Source organism: Microbacterium sp. LMI1-1-1.1, from assembly GCF_040815675.1.
Lineage (GTDB): Bacteria > Actinomycetota > Actinomycetes > Actinomycetales > Microbacteriaceae > Microbacterium.
This window is the reverse complement of sequence record NZ_JBFPNN010000007.1, coordinates 583,657-603,211: the sequence shown is the minus strand read 5'-3', so window position 1 is coordinate 603,211 and position 19,555 is coordinate 583,657. Positions and strand designations below refer to the sequence as shown.

Annotated in this window: 13 protein-coding genes; 4 read left to right on the top strand and 9 right to left on the bottom strand. The window is 72.9% G+C overall.

The features are described 5' to 3' along the window. Positions 1-44 precede the first annotated feature (44 nt). Entirely contained in the window at positions 45-1,250 is a 1,206-nt protein-coding gene (metX, locus tag MRBLMI1_RS08660) for a homoserine O-acetyltransferase MetX (protein ID WP_367729947.1), read from the top strand. A gap of 105 nt (positions 1,251-1,355) precedes the next feature. On the opposite strand, the gene MRBLMI1_RS08655 is transcribed toward metX, so the two are convergent. The 4 genes from MRBLMI1_RS08655 to MRBLMI1_RS08640 all read right to left on the bottom strand — a co-directional run bounded on the left by MRBLMI1_RS08655 (position 1,356) and on the right by MRBLMI1_RS08640 (position 5,438). Further along, positions 1,356-2,639, bottom strand: a complete 1,284-nt coding sequence (locus MRBLMI1_RS08655; protein ID WP_367729946.1) for an MFS transporter — start codon at positions 2,637-2,639, stop codon at positions 1,356-1,358. Positions 2,640-2,759: 120 nt separating this feature from the next. Then, positions 2,760-3,083, bottom strand: coding sequence for a thiamine-binding protein (locus tag MRBLMI1_RS08650; RefSeq protein ID WP_367729945.1), 324 nt, complete (start codon positions 3,081-3,083; stop codon positions 2,760-2,762). A gap of 104 nt (positions 3,084-3,187) precedes the next feature. Further along, positions 3,188-4,483: a hypothetical protein gene (locus tag MRBLMI1_RS08645; RefSeq protein ID WP_367729944.1), complete on the bottom strand. Its 1,296-nt coding sequence runs from the start codon at positions 4,481-4,483 to the stop codon at positions 3,188-3,190. Between the two features lie 103 nt (positions 4,484-4,586). Beyond that, positions 4,587-5,438 (bottom strand): ADP-dependent NAD(P)H-hydrate dehydratase, encoded by an 852-nt coding sequence (locus MRBLMI1_RS08640; RefSeq protein WP_367729943.1) that lies wholly within the window; start codon positions 5,436-5,438, stop codon positions 4,587-4,589. Between the two features lie 28 nt (positions 5,439-5,466). On the opposite strand from MRBLMI1_RS08640, the gene MRBLMI1_RS08635 reads away from it, so the two are divergent. Next, on the top strand, positions 5,467-6,528 hold the full coding sequence (locus MRBLMI1_RS08635; protein ID WP_367729942.1) for an NADH:flavin oxidoreductase/NADH oxidase: 1,062 nt from the start codon (positions 5,467-5,469) through the stop codon (positions 6,526-6,528). A gap of 162 nt (positions 6,529-6,690) precedes the next feature. Here MRBLMI1_RS08635 and MRBLMI1_RS08630 read toward each other — a convergent pair whose 3' ends face one another. Continuing rightward, positions 6,691-7,752 carry a hemolysin family protein gene (locus tag MRBLMI1_RS08630; RefSeq protein WP_367729941.1) on the bottom strand — a complete coding sequence of 354 codons (1,062 nt, stop codon included), beginning with the start codon at positions 7,750-7,752 and terminating at the stop codon, positions 6,691-6,693. Then, the gene (locus MRBLMI1_RS08625) at positions 7,749-9,092 is read right to left on the bottom strand and encodes a hemolysin family protein (protein WP_367729940.1); all 1,344 of its coding nucleotides are present in this window, start codon (positions 9,090-9,092) and stop codon (positions 7,749-7,751) included. Before MRBLMI1_RS08625 ends, MRBLMI1_RS08630 begins: the two co-directional genes overlap by 4 nt. Positions 9,093-9,221: 129 nt before the next feature. On the opposite strand from MRBLMI1_RS08625, the gene MRBLMI1_RS08620 reads away from it, so the two are divergent. Beyond that, a complete protein-coding gene (locus tag MRBLMI1_RS08620) occupies positions 9,222-10,205 on the top strand; it encodes a glycoside hydrolase family 76 protein (RefSeq protein ID WP_367729939.1) in 984 nt (327 codons plus the stop codon). Positions 10,206-10,238: 33 nt separating this feature from the next. On the opposite strand, the gene MRBLMI1_RS08615 is transcribed toward MRBLMI1_RS08620, so the two are convergent. Next, the gene (locus MRBLMI1_RS08615; RefSeq protein ID WP_367729938.1) at positions 10,239-11,696 is read right to left on the bottom strand and encodes a GuaB1 family IMP dehydrogenase-related protein; all 1,458 of its coding nucleotides are present in this window, start codon (positions 11,694-11,696) and stop codon (positions 10,239-10,241) included. 154 nt (positions 11,697-11,850) lie between these two features. Between MRBLMI1_RS08615 and MRBLMI1_RS08610 the strand changes: the two genes are divergently transcribed. Then, the gene (locus tag MRBLMI1_RS08610) at positions 11,851-15,528 is read left to right on the top strand and encodes a multifunctional oxoglutarate decarboxylase/oxoglutarate dehydrogenase thiamine pyrophosphate-binding subunit/dihydrolipoyllysine-residue succinyltransferase subunit (RefSeq protein ID WP_367729937.1); all 3,678 of its coding nucleotides are present in this window, start codon (positions 11,851-11,853) and stop codon (positions 15,526-15,528) included. A gap of 172 nt (positions 15,529-15,700) precedes the next feature. Here the strand turns inward: MRBLMI1_RS08610 and MRBLMI1_RS08605 are convergent, their stop codons facing one another. Together MRBLMI1_RS08605 and MRBLMI1_RS08600 are read right to left on the bottom strand one after the other, a co-directional pair. After that, positions 15,701-17,002 carry an alpha/beta hydrolase-fold protein gene (locus MRBLMI1_RS08605; RefSeq protein WP_367729936.1) on the bottom strand — a complete coding sequence of 434 codons (1,302 nt, stop codon included), beginning with the start codon at positions 17,000-17,002 and terminating at the stop codon, positions 15,701-15,703. Continuing rightward, complete coding sequence (locus MRBLMI1_RS08600) at positions 16,999-19,521, bottom strand: bifunctional lysylphosphatidylglycerol flippase/synthetase MprF (protein WP_367729935.1); 2,523 nt, start codon at positions 19,519-19,521, stop codon at positions 16,999-17,001. Before MRBLMI1_RS08600 ends, MRBLMI1_RS08605 begins: the two co-directional genes overlap by 4 nt. Positions 19,522-19,555 lie beyond the last annotated feature (34 nt).

Genomic DNA, 19,555 nt, shown 5'->3' with positions numbered 1-19,555 from the left:
TAACACGGGAGGCCGCGGCCGTCCGACCGGGGAGAATGGATGCCATGGACTGGCAGATCTCCGAGGACACGGTGCCGTCGGCGCCGATCACGGAGGCCGACGCCCGGCTGCTCCTCGGCCGCCCGCCCGCCACCGGCGCCTGGCGCGACGGCGATCCCGCCGGCGACCGGCTGTTCGCGGCGTTCGGCGCGTTCGAGACGGAGAACGGCCAGTCGCTCCCGGGCTACCGCCTCGCCTACGAGACGTGGGGCGAGCTGTCCCCCGCGCGCGACAACGCCGTCCTGGTGCTGCATGCGCTCACCGGGGACGGGCACGTCCGCGGCTCGGCCGGTCCCGGCCACCCCACGGCCGGCTGGTGGAACGAGCTCGTCGGCCCCGGCGCGGCGATCGACACGGACCGGTGGTTCGTCGTCGCGCCCAACATGCTGGGGGGATGCCAGGGCTCGACCGGTCCGGCCAGCATCGCGCCCGACGGGTACGAGTGGGCCGCGCGGTTCCCGCACCTGACCATCCGCGACCAGGTGCGCGCGCAGGTGCAGCTCGCCGACGCGCTCGGCATCGACGTCTGGCACGCGGTCGTCGGCGGATCCATGGGCGGCATGCACGCGCTGGAATGGGCCGTCGGCCACCCCGACCGCGTGGCGCGGGCGGCCGTCCTGTCGGCACCGCCGGTCACGACCGCCGACCAGATCGCCTTGAACTCGGTGCAGCTGGACGCCGTCCGCATGGACCCGCGGTTCAACGGCGGCGCGTTCTACGACGCCGGCGACGGCGACGGCCCTCACCGCGGGCTGGCGCTCGCCCGCCGCATGGCGCTGCTGAACTACCGCAGCCCGACCGAGCTGAACTCCCGCTTCCAGCGGTCCTGGCAGTCCGGCGTCAGCCCCCTCGGGCACGGCGGCCGCTTCGCGGTGGAGTCGTATTTGGACTTCCATGGCAACAAGTTCACGCGCCGCTTCGACGCCAACAGCTACCTGACGCTCGTCGAGGCGATGAACTCGCACGACGTGGGGCGCGACCGCGGCGGTGTCGAGGACGCGCTCGCCCGCGTCACCGCGACGACCCTGGTGCTGGGGGTCGACAGCGACCGCCTCTTCCCCATCGAGGGGCAGCACCGCATCGCCCGCGGCATCCCGCACACCCTCGACGGCGACGAGGCGGTCGTCCTCGTCAGCGACTACGGCCACGACGGCTTCCTCATCGAGACCGCGGCCGTCGCCACGCACCTGCGCCGCCTGTTCGCGGCCTGACGAAGAATGGATGCCACCGCAGTGGCATCCCTTCCCCCGGAGCGCCCGGGCCGGGCAGGGCCGCAGCGCTGCGTCGGGATGAAAGCCTTCCCGCCGGGCGGAGCCTCAGCGCTGGGTCGGGATGGATCCGGTGATCGCGGTCTGCGCGGCCTCCGCGACGGGCACGCGGTGGCCGGCGGCGGCGCGACCAGCGCGCTTCTCCACGCGGTACGACAGCGCGGCGACGACGAAGCCGCCGAGGGCGAGCAGCGCACCGACCCAGGCCGGGGCGACGAGTCCGAGGCCGGCGGCGATCGCGAGGCCGCCGAGGAAGGCGCCGAGGCTGTTGCCGATGTTCAGCGCCGAGTGGTTCAACGCGGCGGCGATGGACTGGTTGTCCTCGGCGACGTCCATGAGCCGGGTCTGGATGGCGGGGCTGAGGGCGGCGCCGAAGAACGCCACGAGGAACGCGAAGAGCACGAGGCTGACGATCCATCCCGCGGTCAGGGCGAGCCCCACCGACGCCGCGCCGAGCGCGAGGAGGCCGGTGAGCAGCCAGAAGCGCAGGTCCTTGTCGGCGAGGGTGCCGCCGACGACGTTGCCGGCGGTCATCCCGACGCCGACGAGCACCAGCACGAGCGAGACGGTCCATTCCGGCTGCCCGGCCACGTCCGTGATCATCGGGGCGATGTAGCTGTACATCGCGAAGAACCCGCCGAAGCCGACGGCGCCGATGCCGAGCGCGAACCACACCTGGCCGATCCGGAAGACGCGCAGCTCGTCGCGCAGGCGGCGGCCCGGGACGCCCGGGTGGTGCGGGACGAAGAGGGCGATGCAGACGGTCGCGAGGAGGAAGATGCCGGTGACCACGGCGAACGCCGCGCGCCACCCGACCTGCTGGCCGAGGAAGGTGCCGATCGGGACGCCGACGACGTTCGCGATCGTCAGGCCCGTGAGCACGAACGCCACGCCCTTCGCGCGATTGCCCGGGCCGAGCGCGTCGGCGGCGACGAGCGCACCGATGCCGAAGTACGCGCCGTGCGGGAGGCCGGCGAGGAACCGGGATGCCGCCACCAGCTCGAACGTCGGGGCCACCACCGTCAACAGGGTGAAGAACGTCAGGGCGGCGGCGAGCACGATCATCACCCGGTGCCGCGGGAAGCGGGCCACGGAGCCGGCGATCGTGGGGGCGCCGACGACCACGCCGAGGGCGTAGAGCGAGATGAGCCAGCCGGCCTGCGCGATCGCCTCGTCGGGCGACGCGGCCCAGGCGGCCGGGTTGAGGTCGCGGGCGATGTTGGGCAGCAGGCCCATCACCACGAACTCGGTCATGCCGATGCCGAAGCTGCCGATGGCGAGGGAGAGGAGCGCCCTCGTCGCCGCCCCCCTCGAGGTCGTCGAGGAGGTCATGCCTCCGATGCTATGCCCCGCGCGACGGTCGTGTCGAATCGATTCGGAGCCCGGACGCGGAACGTGCGCGCAGAGTGATCCGCAGCCGCGACGCAGAACGCGCGTGCAGACCGCCGGACGTCAGGACCGGGCGTCGAGAGCGCGCTCGAGGCGCTCGATCTTGCCGTCGATCTCGCCGGTGCGCCCCGGGCGGATGTCGGCCTTGAGCACGAGAGAGACCCGCGAGCCGTACGGCAGGACCGCGTCGGTGGCGCGCTTCACCACGTCCATGACCTCGTCCCACTCCCCCTCGACCTCGGTGAACATCGACGACGTGCGGTGCGGCAGTCCGGACGCGCGCACGACGGCGACGGCCGCGGCGACGGCATCGTGCACGGAGCCGTCGGGGGTCTCAGCGGAGGCGGGACCGACGCCCGAGGGGGCGACCGAGAAGGCGATGAGCATGCGTCGAGGCTACCGGCGCGCGGCGGCGAGCGGCAGGCGCCTGCCGCGTGCGAGCCGCCGACGTCGGACGGGGACGGATGCCACCGGGGTGGCATCCGTCGTCCTCACACGCGCGATGCCGCGGGCACCCGCTCGCCGGTCAGCAGCTCGCGCACACCGCGCGGGCGCGCGACACGGCCCACCGGGACGCGGACCAGCCGCACCACCGCCCACACGAACAGCCAGATCGCGAGGACGTTGCGCAGCTCGAGCAGCAGAACCGGGCCGAGGTACGGCCGGGTCGCCATGAGGCCGTCGTACCAGAGCGGGTAGACCAGCTGCGTGACGCCGGCGATCGCGAGGGTGAGCAGCGCTGGCCCGAACCACCGGCGCCGGTCCAGGACGAGGCCGACGACGATGGGGGCGAAGATCCACACGTAGTACTGCGGCGATCCCACCTTGTTGAGCACGATGAACGCGGTGACGAGCACGAGCGACAGCGGCGGGAACAGCGTCGCGAACGTCGCACCCCGCCACATCTTGACCGCGCCGAGCGCCGCGGCACCGGCGATGGCGAGCAGCAGCAGCGGGGTCATGAGGACGATCAACGGGTCGACCTGCGGCCCGGTCACCTGGAACGTCAGGACGTCGGGGTCGTAGTACACCCAGGCCTCGGGCACGTCGAGGGCGGCCAGGATCATGTAGACCCCGGCGACGGGCGCCTCCATCTGGATGCCGCGGCTCGTCTGATCGCCGACGAAGCCGAACACGTGGCTCGCTCCCCCCAGCAGGGCGACGAGCAGGATCGTCCCGCCCGAGACGGCGACCGCGCCCCAGACGAGGGACAGACGGCGACGGGCCGCGACGAGACCGGCGGCGAGGATGGCGGCGGGCCACACCTTCATCCACACCGCGGCGGAGAGCAGCACGGAGGCGACGAAGGGCCGGCGGACGAGCCACAGGCTGCCCGCGATGGCCAGGGGGACGGTGAAGCCGTCGATGCGGTAGATCCCGACGGGACCCATCAGGAGGATGGCCGCGAGCCAGAACGCCGCGGCGGTGAGGCGGCCGCGCGACCGGCCGCGCCCGAGGAGCAGGGCGAAGGCGCCGGCGTTGGCCAGCGAGACGGTGATGGCCCACGCGGGGGTGTAGGACACGGCCCACGCGAACGCCCAGGCGACCGCCATGGGGATGAGGGCGAGCTGCGGGTAGATCCAGCCCTGCGTCACGCCGGGCAGCTCCCACGAGCCGGAGAGGGTGCAGGCGGCGGGATCGGCCGCACCGAAGAGGGCGCAGCGCGACCACGGTTCGTAGACGAGGTACACGTCGCCCATGGGCGCGTTCGGCTGCTGATAGCCCAGGACGCCCACGACCACGTGCACGACGACGAACGCGATCCAGAGAACGACAGCCCACGGCACCGTCACATCCTAGGGGTCGCCTCATCCCGGTCTCCTGAACGAGGGATGCCGCCGGCTCGCGCCTCGTCTGCCCTGGTGGGGCGTCAGGCGGCGAGGGCGGGGGTCAGACGGCGAGCGCGGCCGCGACGGCGGCGCTCAGCCCCTCCGCGACGTCCAGCGCAGTGATCGGACCGCCGGCGGCCCCGTGCCGCGCGGCCGCCGTCGACCCGGCCGTGCCGTGCAGCCACGCAGCGGCCGCCGCCGCGTCGGCGAGATCGTCGAGGGTCGTGCGCCCGGCCGCGACCGCGCCGGCGAGGACCGCGCCGAGCGCGCCGCCGAGGACGTCCCCGGTCCCGGCGGTCGCGAGCCACGGCGTGCCGCTGGTGACCCGGCGGACGACGCCGTCCGGGGTGGCGACGAGCGTCGCCGCCCCCTTCAGCAGCACGACCCCGTCGATGGCGATGGCCGTCTCCCGGGCGGCCGCGGCCCGGCCGTCATCGTCGGCGTCGGCTGCCACCGGGTCCAGGTCCAGGGCCTCGCGCAGCCGGTCCAGCTCGCGCGCGTGTGGGGTCACGATCACGGGCGCCCCGGCCCCGGGCACGAGGTCGAGCGCGCCGGCGTCCACGACGACCGGCAGCTCCCCCGAGAGCACCTCGCGCAGCGCCGCGGTCTCGTCGGAAGAGCGGGAGGCGGCATCCATCCCGGATCCGATCACCCAGGCCTGCACGCGGCCGTCGGCCGTGACGGTCTCGGGTCGACGCTGCATCACGAGGTCCTGCGCGCGCTGCGGGCCGAGGTAGCGGACCATTCCCGTGCCCGCGCGCCACGCGGCCTCGACACCCAGGACCGCGGCCCCCGGGTAGCGCGCCGATCCGGTGCGCATGCCCACCACCCCGCGGGAATACTTGTCATCGCCGGCCGTTGGCCTCCGAAGTGCGCGCGCCGTCTCGCGTGCGGTCCAGTCCGTCGCCGTCATGGCGCCACCCTAGGAGAAAGGGTCCCCCGTGAGCAGCCTCTTCACGCCCCTCGCGATCCGCGGTAACGAGATGCGCAACCGCCTGTGGGTCTCGCCGATGTGCCAGTACAGCGCCGTCGACGGGGTCCCCAACGACTGGCACCACGTGCACCTGGCCCAGTTCGCCGCCGGCGGGGCGGGACTGGTCGTCGCCGAGGCCACCGCGGTCTCCCCCGAGGGCCGTATCTCCCCCGAGGACGTCGGCCTCTGGAACGACGCCCAGCTCGAGGCGTGGCGGCCCGTCGTCGCCGCCATCCGTGCGCGCGGCGCGGTCGCGGGCGTGCAGCTCGGCCACGCGGGACGCAAGGCCTCGACCACCTCGCCCCTCACCGGCGGGCGCGGGACCGTCGCACCGGCCGACGGCGGGTGGCAGACGGTCGCCCCCTCCGCCGTCGCCTACGACCGCTTCGCCGAGCCGGTCGCCCTCGACGCGGAGGGCATCGAGAAGGTGGTGCGCGACTTCGCCGAGGCGGCCCGCCGCGCCGTCGCCGCCGGCTTCGAGGTGCTCGAGCTGCATGCCGCCCACGGCTACCTGCTGCACCAGTTCCTCTCCCCGCTGACCAACCTCCGCGACGACGCCTACGGCGGGTCGTTCGAGAACCGCGTACGCCTGCTCGTGCGGGTGACGGAGGCCGTGCGCGCGGCCGCTCCGGATGCCGCGGTGTTCGTGCGCTTCTCCGCCACCGACGCCGCGGAGGGCGGCTGGGACGTCGCCGACACCGTCGCCGCCGCCCGCCTCGTCGCGGACGCCGGGGCCGACCTGATCGACGTGTCGAGCGGCGGGCTCGTGCCCCACCAGCGCATCACCACGGGCCCGGGCTACCAGGTCGAGTACGCGGCGACCGTCCGCCGCGAGACGGGTCTGCTCGTCAGTGCCGTCGGCATGATCGACGACCCGGCCCTCGCCGAGAACGTGGTCGCCGACGGGCGGGCCGACGCCGTGATGTCCGGCCGGGAGTGGCTGCGCGACCCCCACTTCGGCCTGCGCGCCGCCGCCGCCCTCGGCGCCGACGTGCCGTGGCCGGCGCAGTACACCCGCGCCGCCCGCTGACCTGCCGGCGTTCCGACGCCGAGAAACGCCCGCTGCACCGAGAAACGCCCGCACCCGGCGTTTCCGGGTGCAGCGGGCGTTTCTCACGGGCCCCCGGCGGGCGCACGCCGAGGACACGGGATGCCACGGGGCCGGGACCCGCGGCATCCGGTGTCGGGACGGTCAGGCGTAACGGCGGCGGGCGGTGGCGTCCTGCACCTCGCCGACGAGCTCCTCGATGACGTCCTCGAGGAACAGCACCGCGGTGACGTCGCCGCGCTCGTCGCGCACCTGCGCGAGGTGCCGGCCGGCGCGACGCATGAGCCCGAGGGCGTCCTCGAGGTCGGTCGTCTCGAGCACGGGGACCATGTGGTGGATGCGCTTGGCCGGGATGGGCCGTGCGAGGTCCGCCGGCGTGTCCGCGTCGTCGGCCACGCGCAGGACGTCCTTGAGGTGGACGTACCCGGTCGGGGCGCCGCTCTCGTCGACGATCACGTAGCGCGAGTAGCCGTGCCGGGCGACGGCGCGCTCGATCTCGTCCACGTTGGTCGTCGCCGGCAGCGTCACGAGGTCGGCCATCGGCACGGCGATGTCGGCGGCCTTCTTCTCGGTGAACTCCACGACCGCGGTGACCGTGCCGGCGCTGTCGTCGAGCACGCCCTCCAGGCGCGACTGGTTGACGATGGTCGCGACCTCGTCGAGCGTGAAGGTGGAGGCGGCCTCGTCCTTCGGCTCGACCCGGAAGAGCCGGACGACGTGGTTGGCGATCCAGTTGAGCGCGACGATGACGGGGTAGAACGCCTTCGACACCGCGACCAGCGGCGGCGCCAGCATGAGCACCGCCCGGTCGGGCAGCGAGAACGCGAGGTTCTTCGGCACCATCTCGCCGAACACCACGTGCAGGTACGACACGATGAGGAGCGCGACGACGAACGCCGCGACGTCCACGGCGGCCGCCGGCAGCCCGGTCAGCTCCATCGGCACCGCGAGCAGGTGGTGGATCGCGGGCTCCGACACGTTCAGGATCAGCAGCGAGCAGATCGTGATGCCGAGCTGGCACGTCGCCAGCATGAGCGTCGCGTGCTCCATCGCATAGAGCGCCGTCTTGGCGGATCGGGAGCCGCGGTCGGCGAGCGGCTCGACCTGCGACCTCCGGGCGGAGATGACGGCGAACTCGGCGCCGACGAAGAAGGCGTTGGCGACGAGCAGCACCACGAGCCATGCGAGTCCGGCCCAGTCGCTCATCGCTGGTCGCCGCCCTTCGTCGCGCGGACGAGGTCGTCCACGTCCTCCTCCACTGGCGTCGGCGTGAACTGCACGCGGTCGACGCGGCGCCCGTCCATGCGGTGGACCGTCAACGTCCCGCCGTCGATGTCCACGCGGTCCCCGACGGCGGGGATCCGCTCGAGCTGCGCCATGACGAACCCGCCGACGGTGTCGTAGACCTCCCCTTCGGGCACGACCACGCCCGCGCGGTCCAGCGCCTCGTCCGGCCGCAGGTCGCCGGGGAAGGTGAGGGACTGCGCCGACCGCACCACGCCCGCCCGCGACCGGTCGTGCTCGTCGAGCACCTCGCCGACGATCTCCTCCACGAGGTCCTCGAGCGTGACCACGCCGGCCGTCCCGCCGTACTCGTCGACGACGATCGCCATCTGGTAGCCGCGGGACCGGAGCTCCTCCACGAGCGCGTCGAGGTGCACGGTCTCGGGTACACGCAGCGGCTCGGTGGCGAGGGCCGCGGCGGGCACCTCGCCACGGCGCTCGCGCGGCACGCCGATCGCGGCCTTCAGGTGCACGACGCCGACGATGTCGTCCATGGACTCGCCGTACACCGGGAAGCGGCTGTGCCCCGTGCGCCGGGCGAGCTGCACGACGTCGTCGGCCGGGTCGCCCGCGGCGAGCGCGTGCACGCTCGGACGCGGGGTCATCACGTCGGCCGCGCTGAGCCGCGCGAAGGTGAGGCTGCGGTCCAGCAGCGACGCGGTGTCCTTCTCGAGCATGCCGGCGCTGGCGGAGCGCCGCACGAGGCTGGACAGCTCCTCCGCCGTGCGCGCGCCGGACAGCTCCTCCTTCGGCTCGACCCCCATGGCCCGCAGCACGCCGTTGGCGCTGCCGTTCAGGACCATGATCGCCGGGCGGAACACCGTCGTGAAGGCGACCTGGAAAGGCATGACGAGCTTGGCCGTCTGCCGCGGGATCGCGAGCGCGAAGTTCTTCGGGACGAGCTCGCCGAGGATCATCGACAGCACCGTCGCGAACGCGATGCCGATGAACGCCGCGAGCGGCACGACGAGCCCCGCGGGCAGCCCGGCGGCGAGGAACACCGGACGCAGGAGGTTCGAGATCGCCGGCTCCATCGTGTACCCGGTGAGCAGGGTCGTCAGCGTGATGCCCAGCTGCGCGCTCGACAGGTGCGTCGACGTGATGCGCAGCGCGTCGATCGTCAAGGACAGACGGGACTCGCCGGCGGCCCGACGGGACTCGAGGTCGGCGCGGTCCAGGTTGACCAGCGCGAACTCGCTCGCGACGAACAGACCTGTTCCGACAGTGAGAAGCAGCCCCACGCCCAGCATGACGTAATCCATCAGGCATCACCTCCGCTCGGCGCGGAGGCGGGTCGTCGGGGCCTGGGTCTACAACTGGGAGGGTCGTCCATCGTGAGGGCAATTCTAGGGCAGGGGCCCGACATCGGTCCCGCCCGTCAGGATGGATCCATGGATGCCACCGTCCCGGCGCCCGCGCGGGCCGCTCTCGCCGAGCGGGCCGTGCTGTCCCGGTACCTGCACCGCTTCGGACCCGTGGCCTGGGCGCACGCCTCCCCCGGGTCGCGGACGTGGCACTACTGGTGGCACGCGCACCTCGTGCACGTCCTCGCCGACACGGAGCGACGTGCGCCCGACCGCCGGCGTCGCGCCGTCCTCGCCGCGGTCGTCCGCGGTGTGGGCCTGCGCACGGGACTCACCTGGATCACCCCGTACTACGACGACATCGCGTGGATGGGTCTGGCCCTCGACGCCGCCGGCGGGCACCGGTGGCCGCGGCGCCGCATCGCCCGTCGACTGGCCCGGGCCGTCGATCCCCGGACCGGGGTCCTGCCGTGGCGGGTCGGCAGCACGCTCTTCAACGCCCCGGCCAACGCACCCGGCGGACTCGTGCTGGTCGCGCACGGGCGGAGGGATGCCGCGGAGCGGTTCGCCGAATGGATGGCATCCGTCCTCCACGACGACGACACGGGGCTCGTCAGGGACGGCCGCGAGGACGGGCGCGTGCGTCCGGACCTATGGACGTACAACCAGGGCGCGGTCATCGGACTCGAGCTCGCACTGTCCGATGAGAACCCCCTCGGCGCCGCGCACGAGGACCGGGCACGGGCGCTGGTGCGCGCCGTCGACGCCTGGTGCGCCCCGCAGGACGGGCTGTTCCCCGCGGCGGGGGGCGGGGACGGCGGACTGTTCGCCGGCATCCTCGCGCGCTACCTCGCCGAGGCCGCCGTGCGAGTGAGCGGACCGGAGGGCGCGACGGCGCGACGACTCGTCGAGCGCAACGCCGACGCGATCTGGGCGACGGCGGTGGACGGTCTGTTCTCCGCCGACCCGCGCCGCCCGGCGCGGCCGGAGGGCGACGACCTCGACCTGTCCGTGCAGCTCGGGGCGTGGATCACCCTCGAGGCCGCGGCCGCGATCGCCCCGCGTCCCTGAGCCCCGCGGCATCCCTCCGCCCGGGCGAGGCCGTCACCAGCTGACGGGCAGCGCCTTGCCCTCCTCGTACCCGGCGGCCGACTGCAGTCCCACCCGGGCGCGCTCGTGGAACTCGGCCACGCTCGCCGCCCCCGCATAGGTGAAGGAGGAGCGCACGCCGGAGGTGATCATGTCGAGCAGGTCCTCCAGGCCGGGGCGCTGCGGGTCGAGGTAGATGCGCGACGACGAGATGCCCTCCGCGAACAGCTCCTTGCGGGCCCGCTCGTAAGGGTCGAGGCGTCCGAAGCGCCCCTGCACCGCCTTCGTGGAGGCCATGCCCCACGACTCCTTGTAGATGCGGCCGTCCGCGTCCGCCTGCAGCTCCCCCGGCGCCTCGATCGTTCCGGCGAACCACGAGCCGATCATGACGGAGGCGGCGCCGGCCGCCAGGGCCAGCGCGACGTCGCGCGGGTAGCGGACCCCGCCGTCGGCCCAGACGTGGGCGCCCACGGCGCGCGCGGCCTCGGCGGTCTCGAGCACGGCCGAGAACTGCGGACGGCCGACCGCCGTCATCATGCGCGTGGTGCACATGGCGCCGGGGCCGACGCCCACCTTGAGGATGGACGCGCCGGCGTCGGTAAGGTCGCGCACGCCCTCGGCGGTCACGATGTTCCCGGCGGCGATCGGGATGCCGAGATCGAGCGCGGCCACCTCGCGCAGGGCGCGCAGCATCTGCTCCTGATGACCGTGCGCCGTGTCGACGACGAGGACGTCCACGCCCGCCGCGGCGAGCGCGCGGGCCTTCTCGGCGACGTCGCCGTTCACGCCGACCGCGGCGGCCACGACGAGGCGGCCGTCGGCGTCGACGGCGGGGCGGTACAGGGTCGTCCGCAGCGCGCTGCGCCGCGAGAGCATGCCGACGACGCGCCCGTGCCGGACGACGCAGACGAGGTCCGTGTCGGCGGCGACGAGCAGGTCGAAGGCGTGACGGGCATCGGTGACGTCGTCCGCGTCGATCGAGACCGGACGCGCGCGGACGAGGTCCCCGAGCTGCGCGTCCGGGAGGGCGGTGGCGAGCCGGGTCGCGGGCACGATGCCGACGACGTCGTCCAGCGACAGCGTCTCCGCGCCCGGATCCGCCACGAGGATGCCGTGACCTTCCGTCGGCGGCAGCACCTTCGCCGCTTCCGCGGCGGTCGCGTGCGGCGGCAGGACCAGGGGGCTGTCCCACGGCACCGGCTGCGACTTCACCCAGCGGATGGCGGCGTCCAGCTCCTGCAGCGGCATGTCCTGCGGCAGGACGCCCAGTCCGCCGCGGCGCGCCAGCGTCGCGGCGAGCCGCGTCCCGGTCACCGAGTTCATGTTCGAGGAGACGAGCGGGATGGTGGCCCCGCTGCCGTCTCCGGGAGCGAGGTCCACGTCCAGACGGCTGCGCACGTCCGAGTGCCGGGGCACCAGGAAGACGTCGGAATACGTGAGATCGACCTCGGGTGACGCGCCGTAGAACTCCATGGCATCCACCTCACCACATCAGGGGAATGTAAAGACCCGGAAGGCGGGCGGGAACCTCGGCTAGGCTGGAGTATCGCGCGCAACGTCGACGACTTCCTGCCGACGGATGCGCGCATCCACAGGAATCTTCATCGAGGAAAGCAGGCGATCGACTGTGTCGAGCCAGGTGACGGGCGTCGGTACTTCGAGCGAGGGCGAGTTCGGCGCGAACGAGTGGCTCGTAGACGAGCTCTACGAACAGTTCAAGGTCGACAAGCACTCCGTGGACAAGGCCTGGTGGCCGATTCTGGAGGCGTACCACCCGGTCGTCGACGGAACCGCCGCCGCCCCGCCGTCCGCGACAGCTCCCACCGAGCCGAAGCCGGTGACGGCACCGATTCCCGTGGTGGGCCAGGCGCCGGTGGCACGCACCACCGCGAAGCCCGCCGCTCCGCAGCCGATCCCCGCGCAGGCGCCCGCGTCGGCGCCGTCCGCCGCGAGCGAGAGCACCGAGGAGGACCGGGTCACCGTCCTCAAGGGGATGCCGAAGGCGCTCGCCTCCAACATGGACGAGTCGCTGACGGTTCCCACCGCCACGAGCGTGCGCACCGTGCCCGCGAAGCTGATGATCGACAACCGCATCGTCATCAACAACCACATGTCCCGCACGCGCGGCGGCAAGGTGAGCTTCACGCACCTCATCGGGTGGGCGCTGATCCAGGCGCTCAAGGAGTTCCCGAGCCAGAACGTGTACTACGCCGAGATCGACGGCAAGCCGGCCGTCGTCGCCCCCGCGCACGTGAACCTGGGCATCGCGATCGACCTGCCCAAGCCCGACGGCACCCGCGCGCTCATGGTGCCGAGCATCAAGCGCGCCGACACCCTCACGTTCAGCGAGTTCCTCGCGTCCTACGAGGACCTCGTGCGCCGCGCCCGCAACAACAAGCTGACCGCGGCCGACTTCCAGGGCACCACCGTCTCGCTCACCAACCCGGGCGGCATCGGCACGGTCCACTCGGTCCCGCGGCTCATGCGCGGCCAGGGCTGCATCGTCGGCGCCGGCGCGCTCGAGTACCCCGCCGAGTTCCAGGGCGCGAGCGAGAAGACGCTCAACGAGATGGCGATCGGCAAGACGATCACCCTCACCAGCACCTACGACCACCGCGTGATCCAGGGCGCCGGCTCCGGCGAGTTCCTCAAGAAGGTGCACGAGCTGCTCATCGGCCAGCGCGGCTTCTACGACGACATCTTCGCGGCCCTGCGCATCCCCTACGCGCCCATCCACTGGGCGGCCGACATCAGCGTCGACCTGTCCGAGCGCATCGACAAGAGCGCGCGCGTCCAGGAGCTCATCAACTCCTACCGGGTCCGCGGCCACCTCATGGCCGACATCGACCCGCTCGAGTACGTGCAGCGCACGCACCCCGACCTCGAGATCGAGTCGCACGGCCTGACCTTCTGGGACCTCGACCGCGAGTTCGTGACCGGCGGCCTCGGTGCCAAGCGCGTGGCGAAGCTGCGCGACATCCTCGGCGTGCTGCGCGACTCGTACTGCCGCACCATCGGCATCGAGTACATGCACATCCAGGACCCGGCCCAGCGCCAGTGGTTCCAGCGGCAGGTCGAGGTCAAGTACACCAAGCCCGGCCACGACGAGCAGCTGCGCATCCTGTCGAAACTGAACCAGGCCGAGGCGTTCGAGACGTTCCTGCAGACCAAGTACGTCGGCCAGAAGCGCTTCAGCCTCGAGGGCGGGGAGTCGCTCATCCCGCTGCTCGACCAGATCCTCCAGGGCGCCGCCTCCGTCGGTCTCGACGGCGCCGCCATCGGTATGGCGCACCGCGGTCGCCTGAACGTCCTCACCAACATCGCCGGCAAGACGTACGGTCAGGTCTTCCGCGAGTTCGAGGGCGCGGTCGCCATCGGCAGCAAGCGCGGCTCGGGCGACGTGAAGTACCACCTCGGCACCGAGGGCACCTTCGTCGGCGACGCCGGCGACGAGCTCCCCGTGTACCTGGCGGCCAACCCGTCGCACCTCGAGACCGTCGACGGCGTGCTCGAGGGCATCGTCCGCGCCAAGCAGGACCGCAAGCCCATCGGCACGTTCTCGTGGCTGCCGATCCTCGTCCACGGCGACGCCGCCTTCGCGGGTCAGGGCGTCGTGGTCGAGACGCTGCAGATGTCGCAGCTGCGCGGCTACCGCACCGGCGGCACGATCCACGTCGTGGTCAACAACCAGGTCGGCTTCACCACCACGCCGACCGACGCGCGCACCTCGGTGTACGCCACGGACGTCGCCAAGACGGTCCAGGCCCCGATCCTCCACGTGAACGGCGACGACCCCGAGGCCGTCGTCCGCGCCGCCGAGCTCGCGTTCCTGTACCGGGAGGAGTTCCACCGCGACGTCGTGATCGACCTCGTCTGCTACCGCCGCCGCGGTCACAACGAGGGCGACGACCCCTCGATGACGCAGCCGCTGATGACCAACCTCATCGAGGCCAAGCGATCGGTGCGCCGTCTCTACACGGAGTCGCTCGTCGGTCGCGGCGACATCACCGAGGACGAGTACGAGCAGGCGAAGCAGGACTTCCAGAACCGCCTCGAGGTCGCCTTCGCGGACACGCACGAGGCCGAGACCGGCACCAACCCGGTCGTCTCGACCGACGCGGCCGACGAGGTGCCGACGGGCGAGCCCGAGACCACCGGCGTCTCGCGCGAGGTCGTCCAGCACATCGGCGACGCGTTCGTGAACAAGCCCGACGGCTTCACCGTCCACAACAAGCTGCAGCAGCTGCTCGACAAGCGCTACGACATGAGCCGCAACGGCAACATCGACTGGGCCTTCGGCGAGCTCCTCGCCTTCGGCTCCGTGCTGATGGAGGGCACCCCGGTGCGCCTGGCCGGTCAGGACTCCCGTCGCGGGACGTTCGTGCAGCGCCACTCGGTGCTCCACGACCGCTCGAACGGCCAGGAATGGCTCCCGCTGACCAACCTCAGCGAGAACCAGGGCCGCTTCTGGGTCTACGACTCGCTGCTCAGCGAGTACGCCGCGATGGCCTTCGAGTACGGCTACTCGGTGGAGCGCTCCGACGCGCTGGTGCTGTGGGAGGCGCAGTTCGGCGACTTCGCCAACGGCGCGCAGTCCGTCATCGACGAGTTCATCTCGTCGGCGGACCAGAAGTGGGCGCAGCAGTCCAGCGTCGTCCTCCTCCTGCCCCACGGCTACGAGGGCCAGGGACCGGACCACTCGTCGGCGCGCATCGAGCGCTACCTGCAGATGTGCGCGCAGGACAACATGATCGTCGCGCGTCCCTCGACCCCGGCGTCGTACTTCCACCTGCTCCGCCGTCAGGCCTACCAGCGCCCGCGCCGCCCGCTCGTCGTGTTCACGCCCAAGGCGATGCTCCGCCTGCGCGGCGCGACGAGCCCCGTCGAGGACTTCCTCGAGGGTCGGTTCGAGCCGGTGCTCGACGACGACCGCGGCGGCGACCGCGGCGCCGTCACCCGCGTGCTGCTGCACGCCGGCAAGATCCACTGGGACCTGCGTGCGGAGCTCGAGAAGAACCCCAACCCGGCCGTCGCGCTGGTCCGTCTCGAGCAGTACTACCCGGCGCCGGTCGAGCAGCTGACCCGCGTGCTGGAGAACTACCCGAACGCCGAGCTGGTGTGGGTCCAGGACGAGCCCGAGAACCAGGGCGCCTGGCCGTTCATCGCCCTCGAGGTCGCGCAGCAGCTGGGCGGACGCGCCATCCGGTGCATCTCCCGCGCCGCGGCGGCGTCGACGGCGACCGGCTCGCCGAAGGTGCACGCCTCCGAGCACGCCGAGATCATGAAGGCGGCGCTCGCGCGCTGACCCGCGACAGCGGACCCCGGGGCCCGGTCGACATCGCGTCGGCCGGGCCCCGTCGTCGTCCCGGACGGAGCGCACCGCCCGGCGGCGCTCAGCCGCACGGCCGCGTCGAATCAGGTGGACGGCGCCGCGAGCCGACCCGCCCGGCGGCGCTCAGCCGCACGGCCGGGTCGGATCAGGTGGACGGCGCCGCGAGCCCGAGCGCGGGAGCGAGGCGGGGGATCCCCCACGCCAGTCCGGCGTCCAGCGCCTGACCCGTGTGTCCGGCGCCGGGCACGGTGTAGGTGAGGGTCGTGAACCCGGCCTTCTGCGCGGCCTGCGCGTTCGACGCCTGTCCGGGACCGTAGGTCGTGTCGTCCGCACCCCAGGTGAACACGGCGGTGTGCCCGTCGAACGTGCCGGCCGGTGCGGCGGCCATGAGTGAGGACGGCTTGGCCGCCTCGAACGCGGTCGCGTTGCCGCCGTAGACGTCGGCGACGGTCTCGCTCACGTGCTCGGACCCGGGGTACTCGTTGCCCGACACGTCGAGGATGTTGCCCCAGACGTCCGGGTGACCCGCGCCGTAGAACGCCGCGCACGAGCCGCCGTTCGAGAACCCGCCGATCGTCCAGTAGCGGTTGTCCGGGGTGACATTGAGGTGGGTCTTCGCCCACTGCGGCAGCAGCTCATTGATGTAAGTGCTCACCGCGCCGTACATCGCGGAGTCCGCACAGGCGGGGTCGCTCGTGGACGCCGCCAGCTGGTCGACGACGACCGCGATCGGCGCGAGGCCGCGGTTCTGCGCGGCGTAGGCGTCGAGCGCCTTCGCCAGGCTCGTCGGGTCGGGCGACCCCGGCTGGCCCATCATGAAGACGAGGAGCGGGAGGGCCGGCGGGTCGGCGACGAGGGCGGCGGGCGGGAGATAGAGCGAGGCGTCGCGAGCGGCGAACTGCCCCGTCGGGATCTGCGCGCTCCCGCTCAGGGCGCTCACCGTCCCCTGCGTCGGCATGTCCGCCGGCGGCTGCCACCGCTGGTAGAGGGTCGCGGGGTCACCCTCGGTGGCGTTCGTGGTCGGCAGGTCGGCGGCGTCGAGGGCCTGGATGCCGAGGACAGCGGCCGGCGTATGGGTCACTCCGTACGCCGCGTTCACCCCGAGGGCGCCGGCCAGCAGCGAGGCGAGCACCGTCACCACGCCGACGATGCGACGCCCCCACGGGCGCCGGCAGATGCCGACGACCCCGATGGCGATGCCGAACACCGCCAGCGCCGACCACTTCGCCGCCCCGACGGGCAGCGGGCCCTGCATCGTCTCGAGGGCGTTCAGGATGAGCGCCACGACGTACATCACGGCGCCGGCGATCACGCCGATCACCAGGGTCAGCACCACCCGTCGGCGCGGCCAGAGAATGACCGCCAGCGCACCGGCCACGGCGATCGCCGCCACGACGGCGAGCAGGGGGCTGTCGATGAGCTCGATCGACAGGAAGAACTTCCTCACTTGCGTCCCTCCCACGCCGTCCGAGCGAGGGCGACGAGCTCGCGGCGGGAGGCGTCCGGCAGATAGGCGCGGCCCACGGCCGCCCCGATGGCGGGCAGCTCCAGCGGATCCCGGTACGCCAGCGACAGCGGGCGGTAACGGGGGCGGAACTTGCCCTTGAAGCGGAACAGCGAGGCGAAGCCATAGGCCGGCTCGAGCACCTCGGCGAGCCAGCGCAGCACGGCCCGCAACGGGGAGGCATCCGCCCCCGGCTCCTCGCCCGGGTCGTCCGCGAGGGGCGCACCCGACAGGCTGAGCACCGTCGCCCCCTCGGACTGCAACTGCAGCGCGGCCTTGGCGATGAGGAACTCCATCATGCCGTTCTGACCGTCCGCGCGCCGCCGCATGAAGTCGAGGGTCCAGCCGGTGATGCGACCGTGCTCCCAGCTCGGCATCCAGCTCGTCACGGCCTCGATGCGCCCGTCCGGGCCGACCGCGAGCTGCAGGCGCACCTCGGGGTCGCGCAGCTCCTCGAGCGAGCCCAGGGTGAACCCCATCTCGGGGAGGGCCCGGTCGGCCACCCACTCCTCATCGATGGCCACGACCTGCGAGGCCTGCGAGACCGTGAGATCCGGCCAGCGCGTCCAGATCGAGGTGAAGCCGTCACGCTCCGCGCGGGTCAACGGCTGCCGCACCTTCTGCCAGGCCTTGCCGGCGAACTCCAGGCCCGGCAGGTCCATCACGGTCTCCACTCCTACCGGCACCTCCCGCCAGCCGCGGGCCCGGAGATCGTCCATGGTCTCGGCGTGGATGCTGTAGAACGCCGGCGTCCAGCCCTGCTCGAGGCAGTAGTCGGTGAATCCGGCGAGGGCGGCGGGACGCTCCCCCGGGGCGGCGAGCGGATCCCCGACGGCGAGCGCGACGTCGCCGACGAGGCGGTAGGCGACGGCGGCGGTGCGGTCCTCGGCGTACCAGTAGCGGTTGCCCTCCCAGGTGCCGAGGAAGCCGAGGGTGTCGCTGCCGCGGCGCAGCAGGTCCCGGTACAGACGGTCGTCCCCCGCGTCCGGCCGCTGCACCTTGCGGAACAGCCACAGCAGCGCCGCGCAGACGATCGCCCAGAACAGCACGCCCACCCACTGGTAGACGAACAGCGCCGGACCGTGGTGCGGGAACGGAGACGACCCCGGCGGGTGGAGGAAGACGGGCGGGATGAAGCGGCGCACCGTGAGGCCGAGCAGGTCGAGGACGCCGAGGTCGCGGTCGAACTCCCGGCGGTTGACCTCCTCGACGACGAAGAAGGCCGCACCGCAGACGACGAACGCCGCCCCCACGACGACAGCGACCGTCCGGGCCGCCCGGGCCGTCGCCCGGATCCGGAACCGCTCGCGCGCGACCAGCAGCGCGGCCGCCAGGGCGAGCGGGATGACGATCGACGCCAGCGCCCACAGCACGTACTCGGCGCCGCTGCCGTCCACCCACGGGTCGATGACCAGGCGGCCGTCGAGCAGCGACACGACGGGGAGGACCGCGGATGCCACGAGCACCGCGACCGCCAGCACGAGGGCCGCGCGGCGTCCCTGCCGCAGGCCCCAGGCGGCGATGAGCAGCAGCACGAGCGGCGTCACGGCCAGCAGGGCGGGACCCACGCCCCGGGTCATGAGGAGCGCGAACTGCTCGTCGCACGCCGACGACGACAGCTGGTCGCACTGCTCGATGAGCGCCTCGTCGAACTGCGTGTAGGCGTCGACCACGAGCGAGAGCGGACCGCGCCCCCCGCCGCTGACGAGGGCGACCAGCGGCCCCAGCCCCACGACGGTCGTCAGCAGCGCCAGCAGGGTCCGCGTCTCGCGCGTCGAGCTGCGGTGCCAGGACCCCCGCGCGCTGCCGCGGGCGAGGAACGCCCCGGTCAGCAGGCCGAGCGTGGCCGCGATGAGTCGGTACCAGGAGTCCGCGTCGCCCGCGTAGAGCGCGAACAGCGCGAGCAGGGCGAAGCCGACGAGCCGCACCCGGCGTCGCCAGAGCGTGGATGCCATCGCCGACGCGGCCATGACGACGGCGGCCGAGGTGATCGTGGGATCGAGGACGGGCACCTCGGTGGCGATGACGGGGCGGAGGTCGGTGAGCCCCCACGCCGCCGCGTGCAGGCCGATGCCCGTCAGCAGGCCGAGGACGCCGAGTCCGCCGAGGAGGGCGGCGGTGCGCCGGGAGCCCAGACGCCGCTCCGCCCACGCCAGCAGTGTCACGGCGACGAGGATCGACGCCAGCGCGTCCACGGTCGAGTCCGGCACCACCAGGGCGGTGACGAGCGTCCACCACCGCCCCGACACGAAGGTGGACAGGGGCCCCGCGCCCCAGGCCGAGGCGTCCGTCCCCCACAACGACCCCGTGGCGGCGGACGCCGAGAGGATGGCAACCGCGAAGGCCAGCGCGACCGGGTTGACGGCCGCGTAGCGCCGCAACGCGTCGCCGAGGGAGCGCAGACGGGCGCGCAGGACCGCGCCGCGGGTCGGGGCCGGCGGGGTCGTCGTGGTGTGGGACATCGGCGGGATGCTACTCCAGAACTCGATACCGGAT

Bases quoted from the DNA above. Each gene is read 5' to 3' on its own strand.
- MRBLMI1_RS08650 (WP_367729945.1), bottom strand. From the start codon at position 3,083: ATGCTCATCGCCTTCTCGGTCGCCCCCTCGGGCGTCGGTCCCGCCTCC.
- MRBLMI1_RS08655 (WP_367729946.1), bottom strand. From the start codon at position 2,639: ATGACCTCCTCGACGACCTCGAGGGGGGCGGCGACGAGGGCGCTCCTC.
- MRBLMI1_RS08600 (WP_367729935.1), bottom strand. From the start codon at position 19,521: ATGTCCCACACCACGACGACCCCGCCGGCCCCGACCCGCGGCGCGGTC.
- metX (WP_367729947.1), top strand. From the start codon at position 45: ATGGACTGGCAGATCTCCGAGGACACGGTGCCGTCGGCGCCGATCACG.
- MRBLMI1_RS08615 (WP_367729938.1), bottom strand. From the start codon at position 11,696: ATGGAGTTCTACGGCGCGTCACCCGAGGTCGATCTCACGTATTCCGAC.
- MRBLMI1_RS08620 (WP_367729939.1), top strand. From the start codon at position 9,222: ATGGATGCCACCGTCCCGGCGCCCGCGCGGGCCGCTCTCGCCGAGCGG.
- MRBLMI1_RS08640 (WP_367729943.1), bottom strand. From the start codon at position 5,438: ATGACGGCGACGGACTGGACCGCACGCGAGACGGCGCGCGCACTTCGG.
- MRBLMI1_RS08625 (WP_367729940.1), bottom strand. From the start codon at position 9,092: ATGGATTACGTCATGCTGGGCGTGGGGCTGCTTCTCACTGTCGGAACA.
- MRBLMI1_RS08630 (WP_367729941.1), bottom strand. From the start codon at position 7,752: ATGAGCGACTGGGCCGGACTCGCATGGCTCGTGGTGCTGCTCGTCGCC.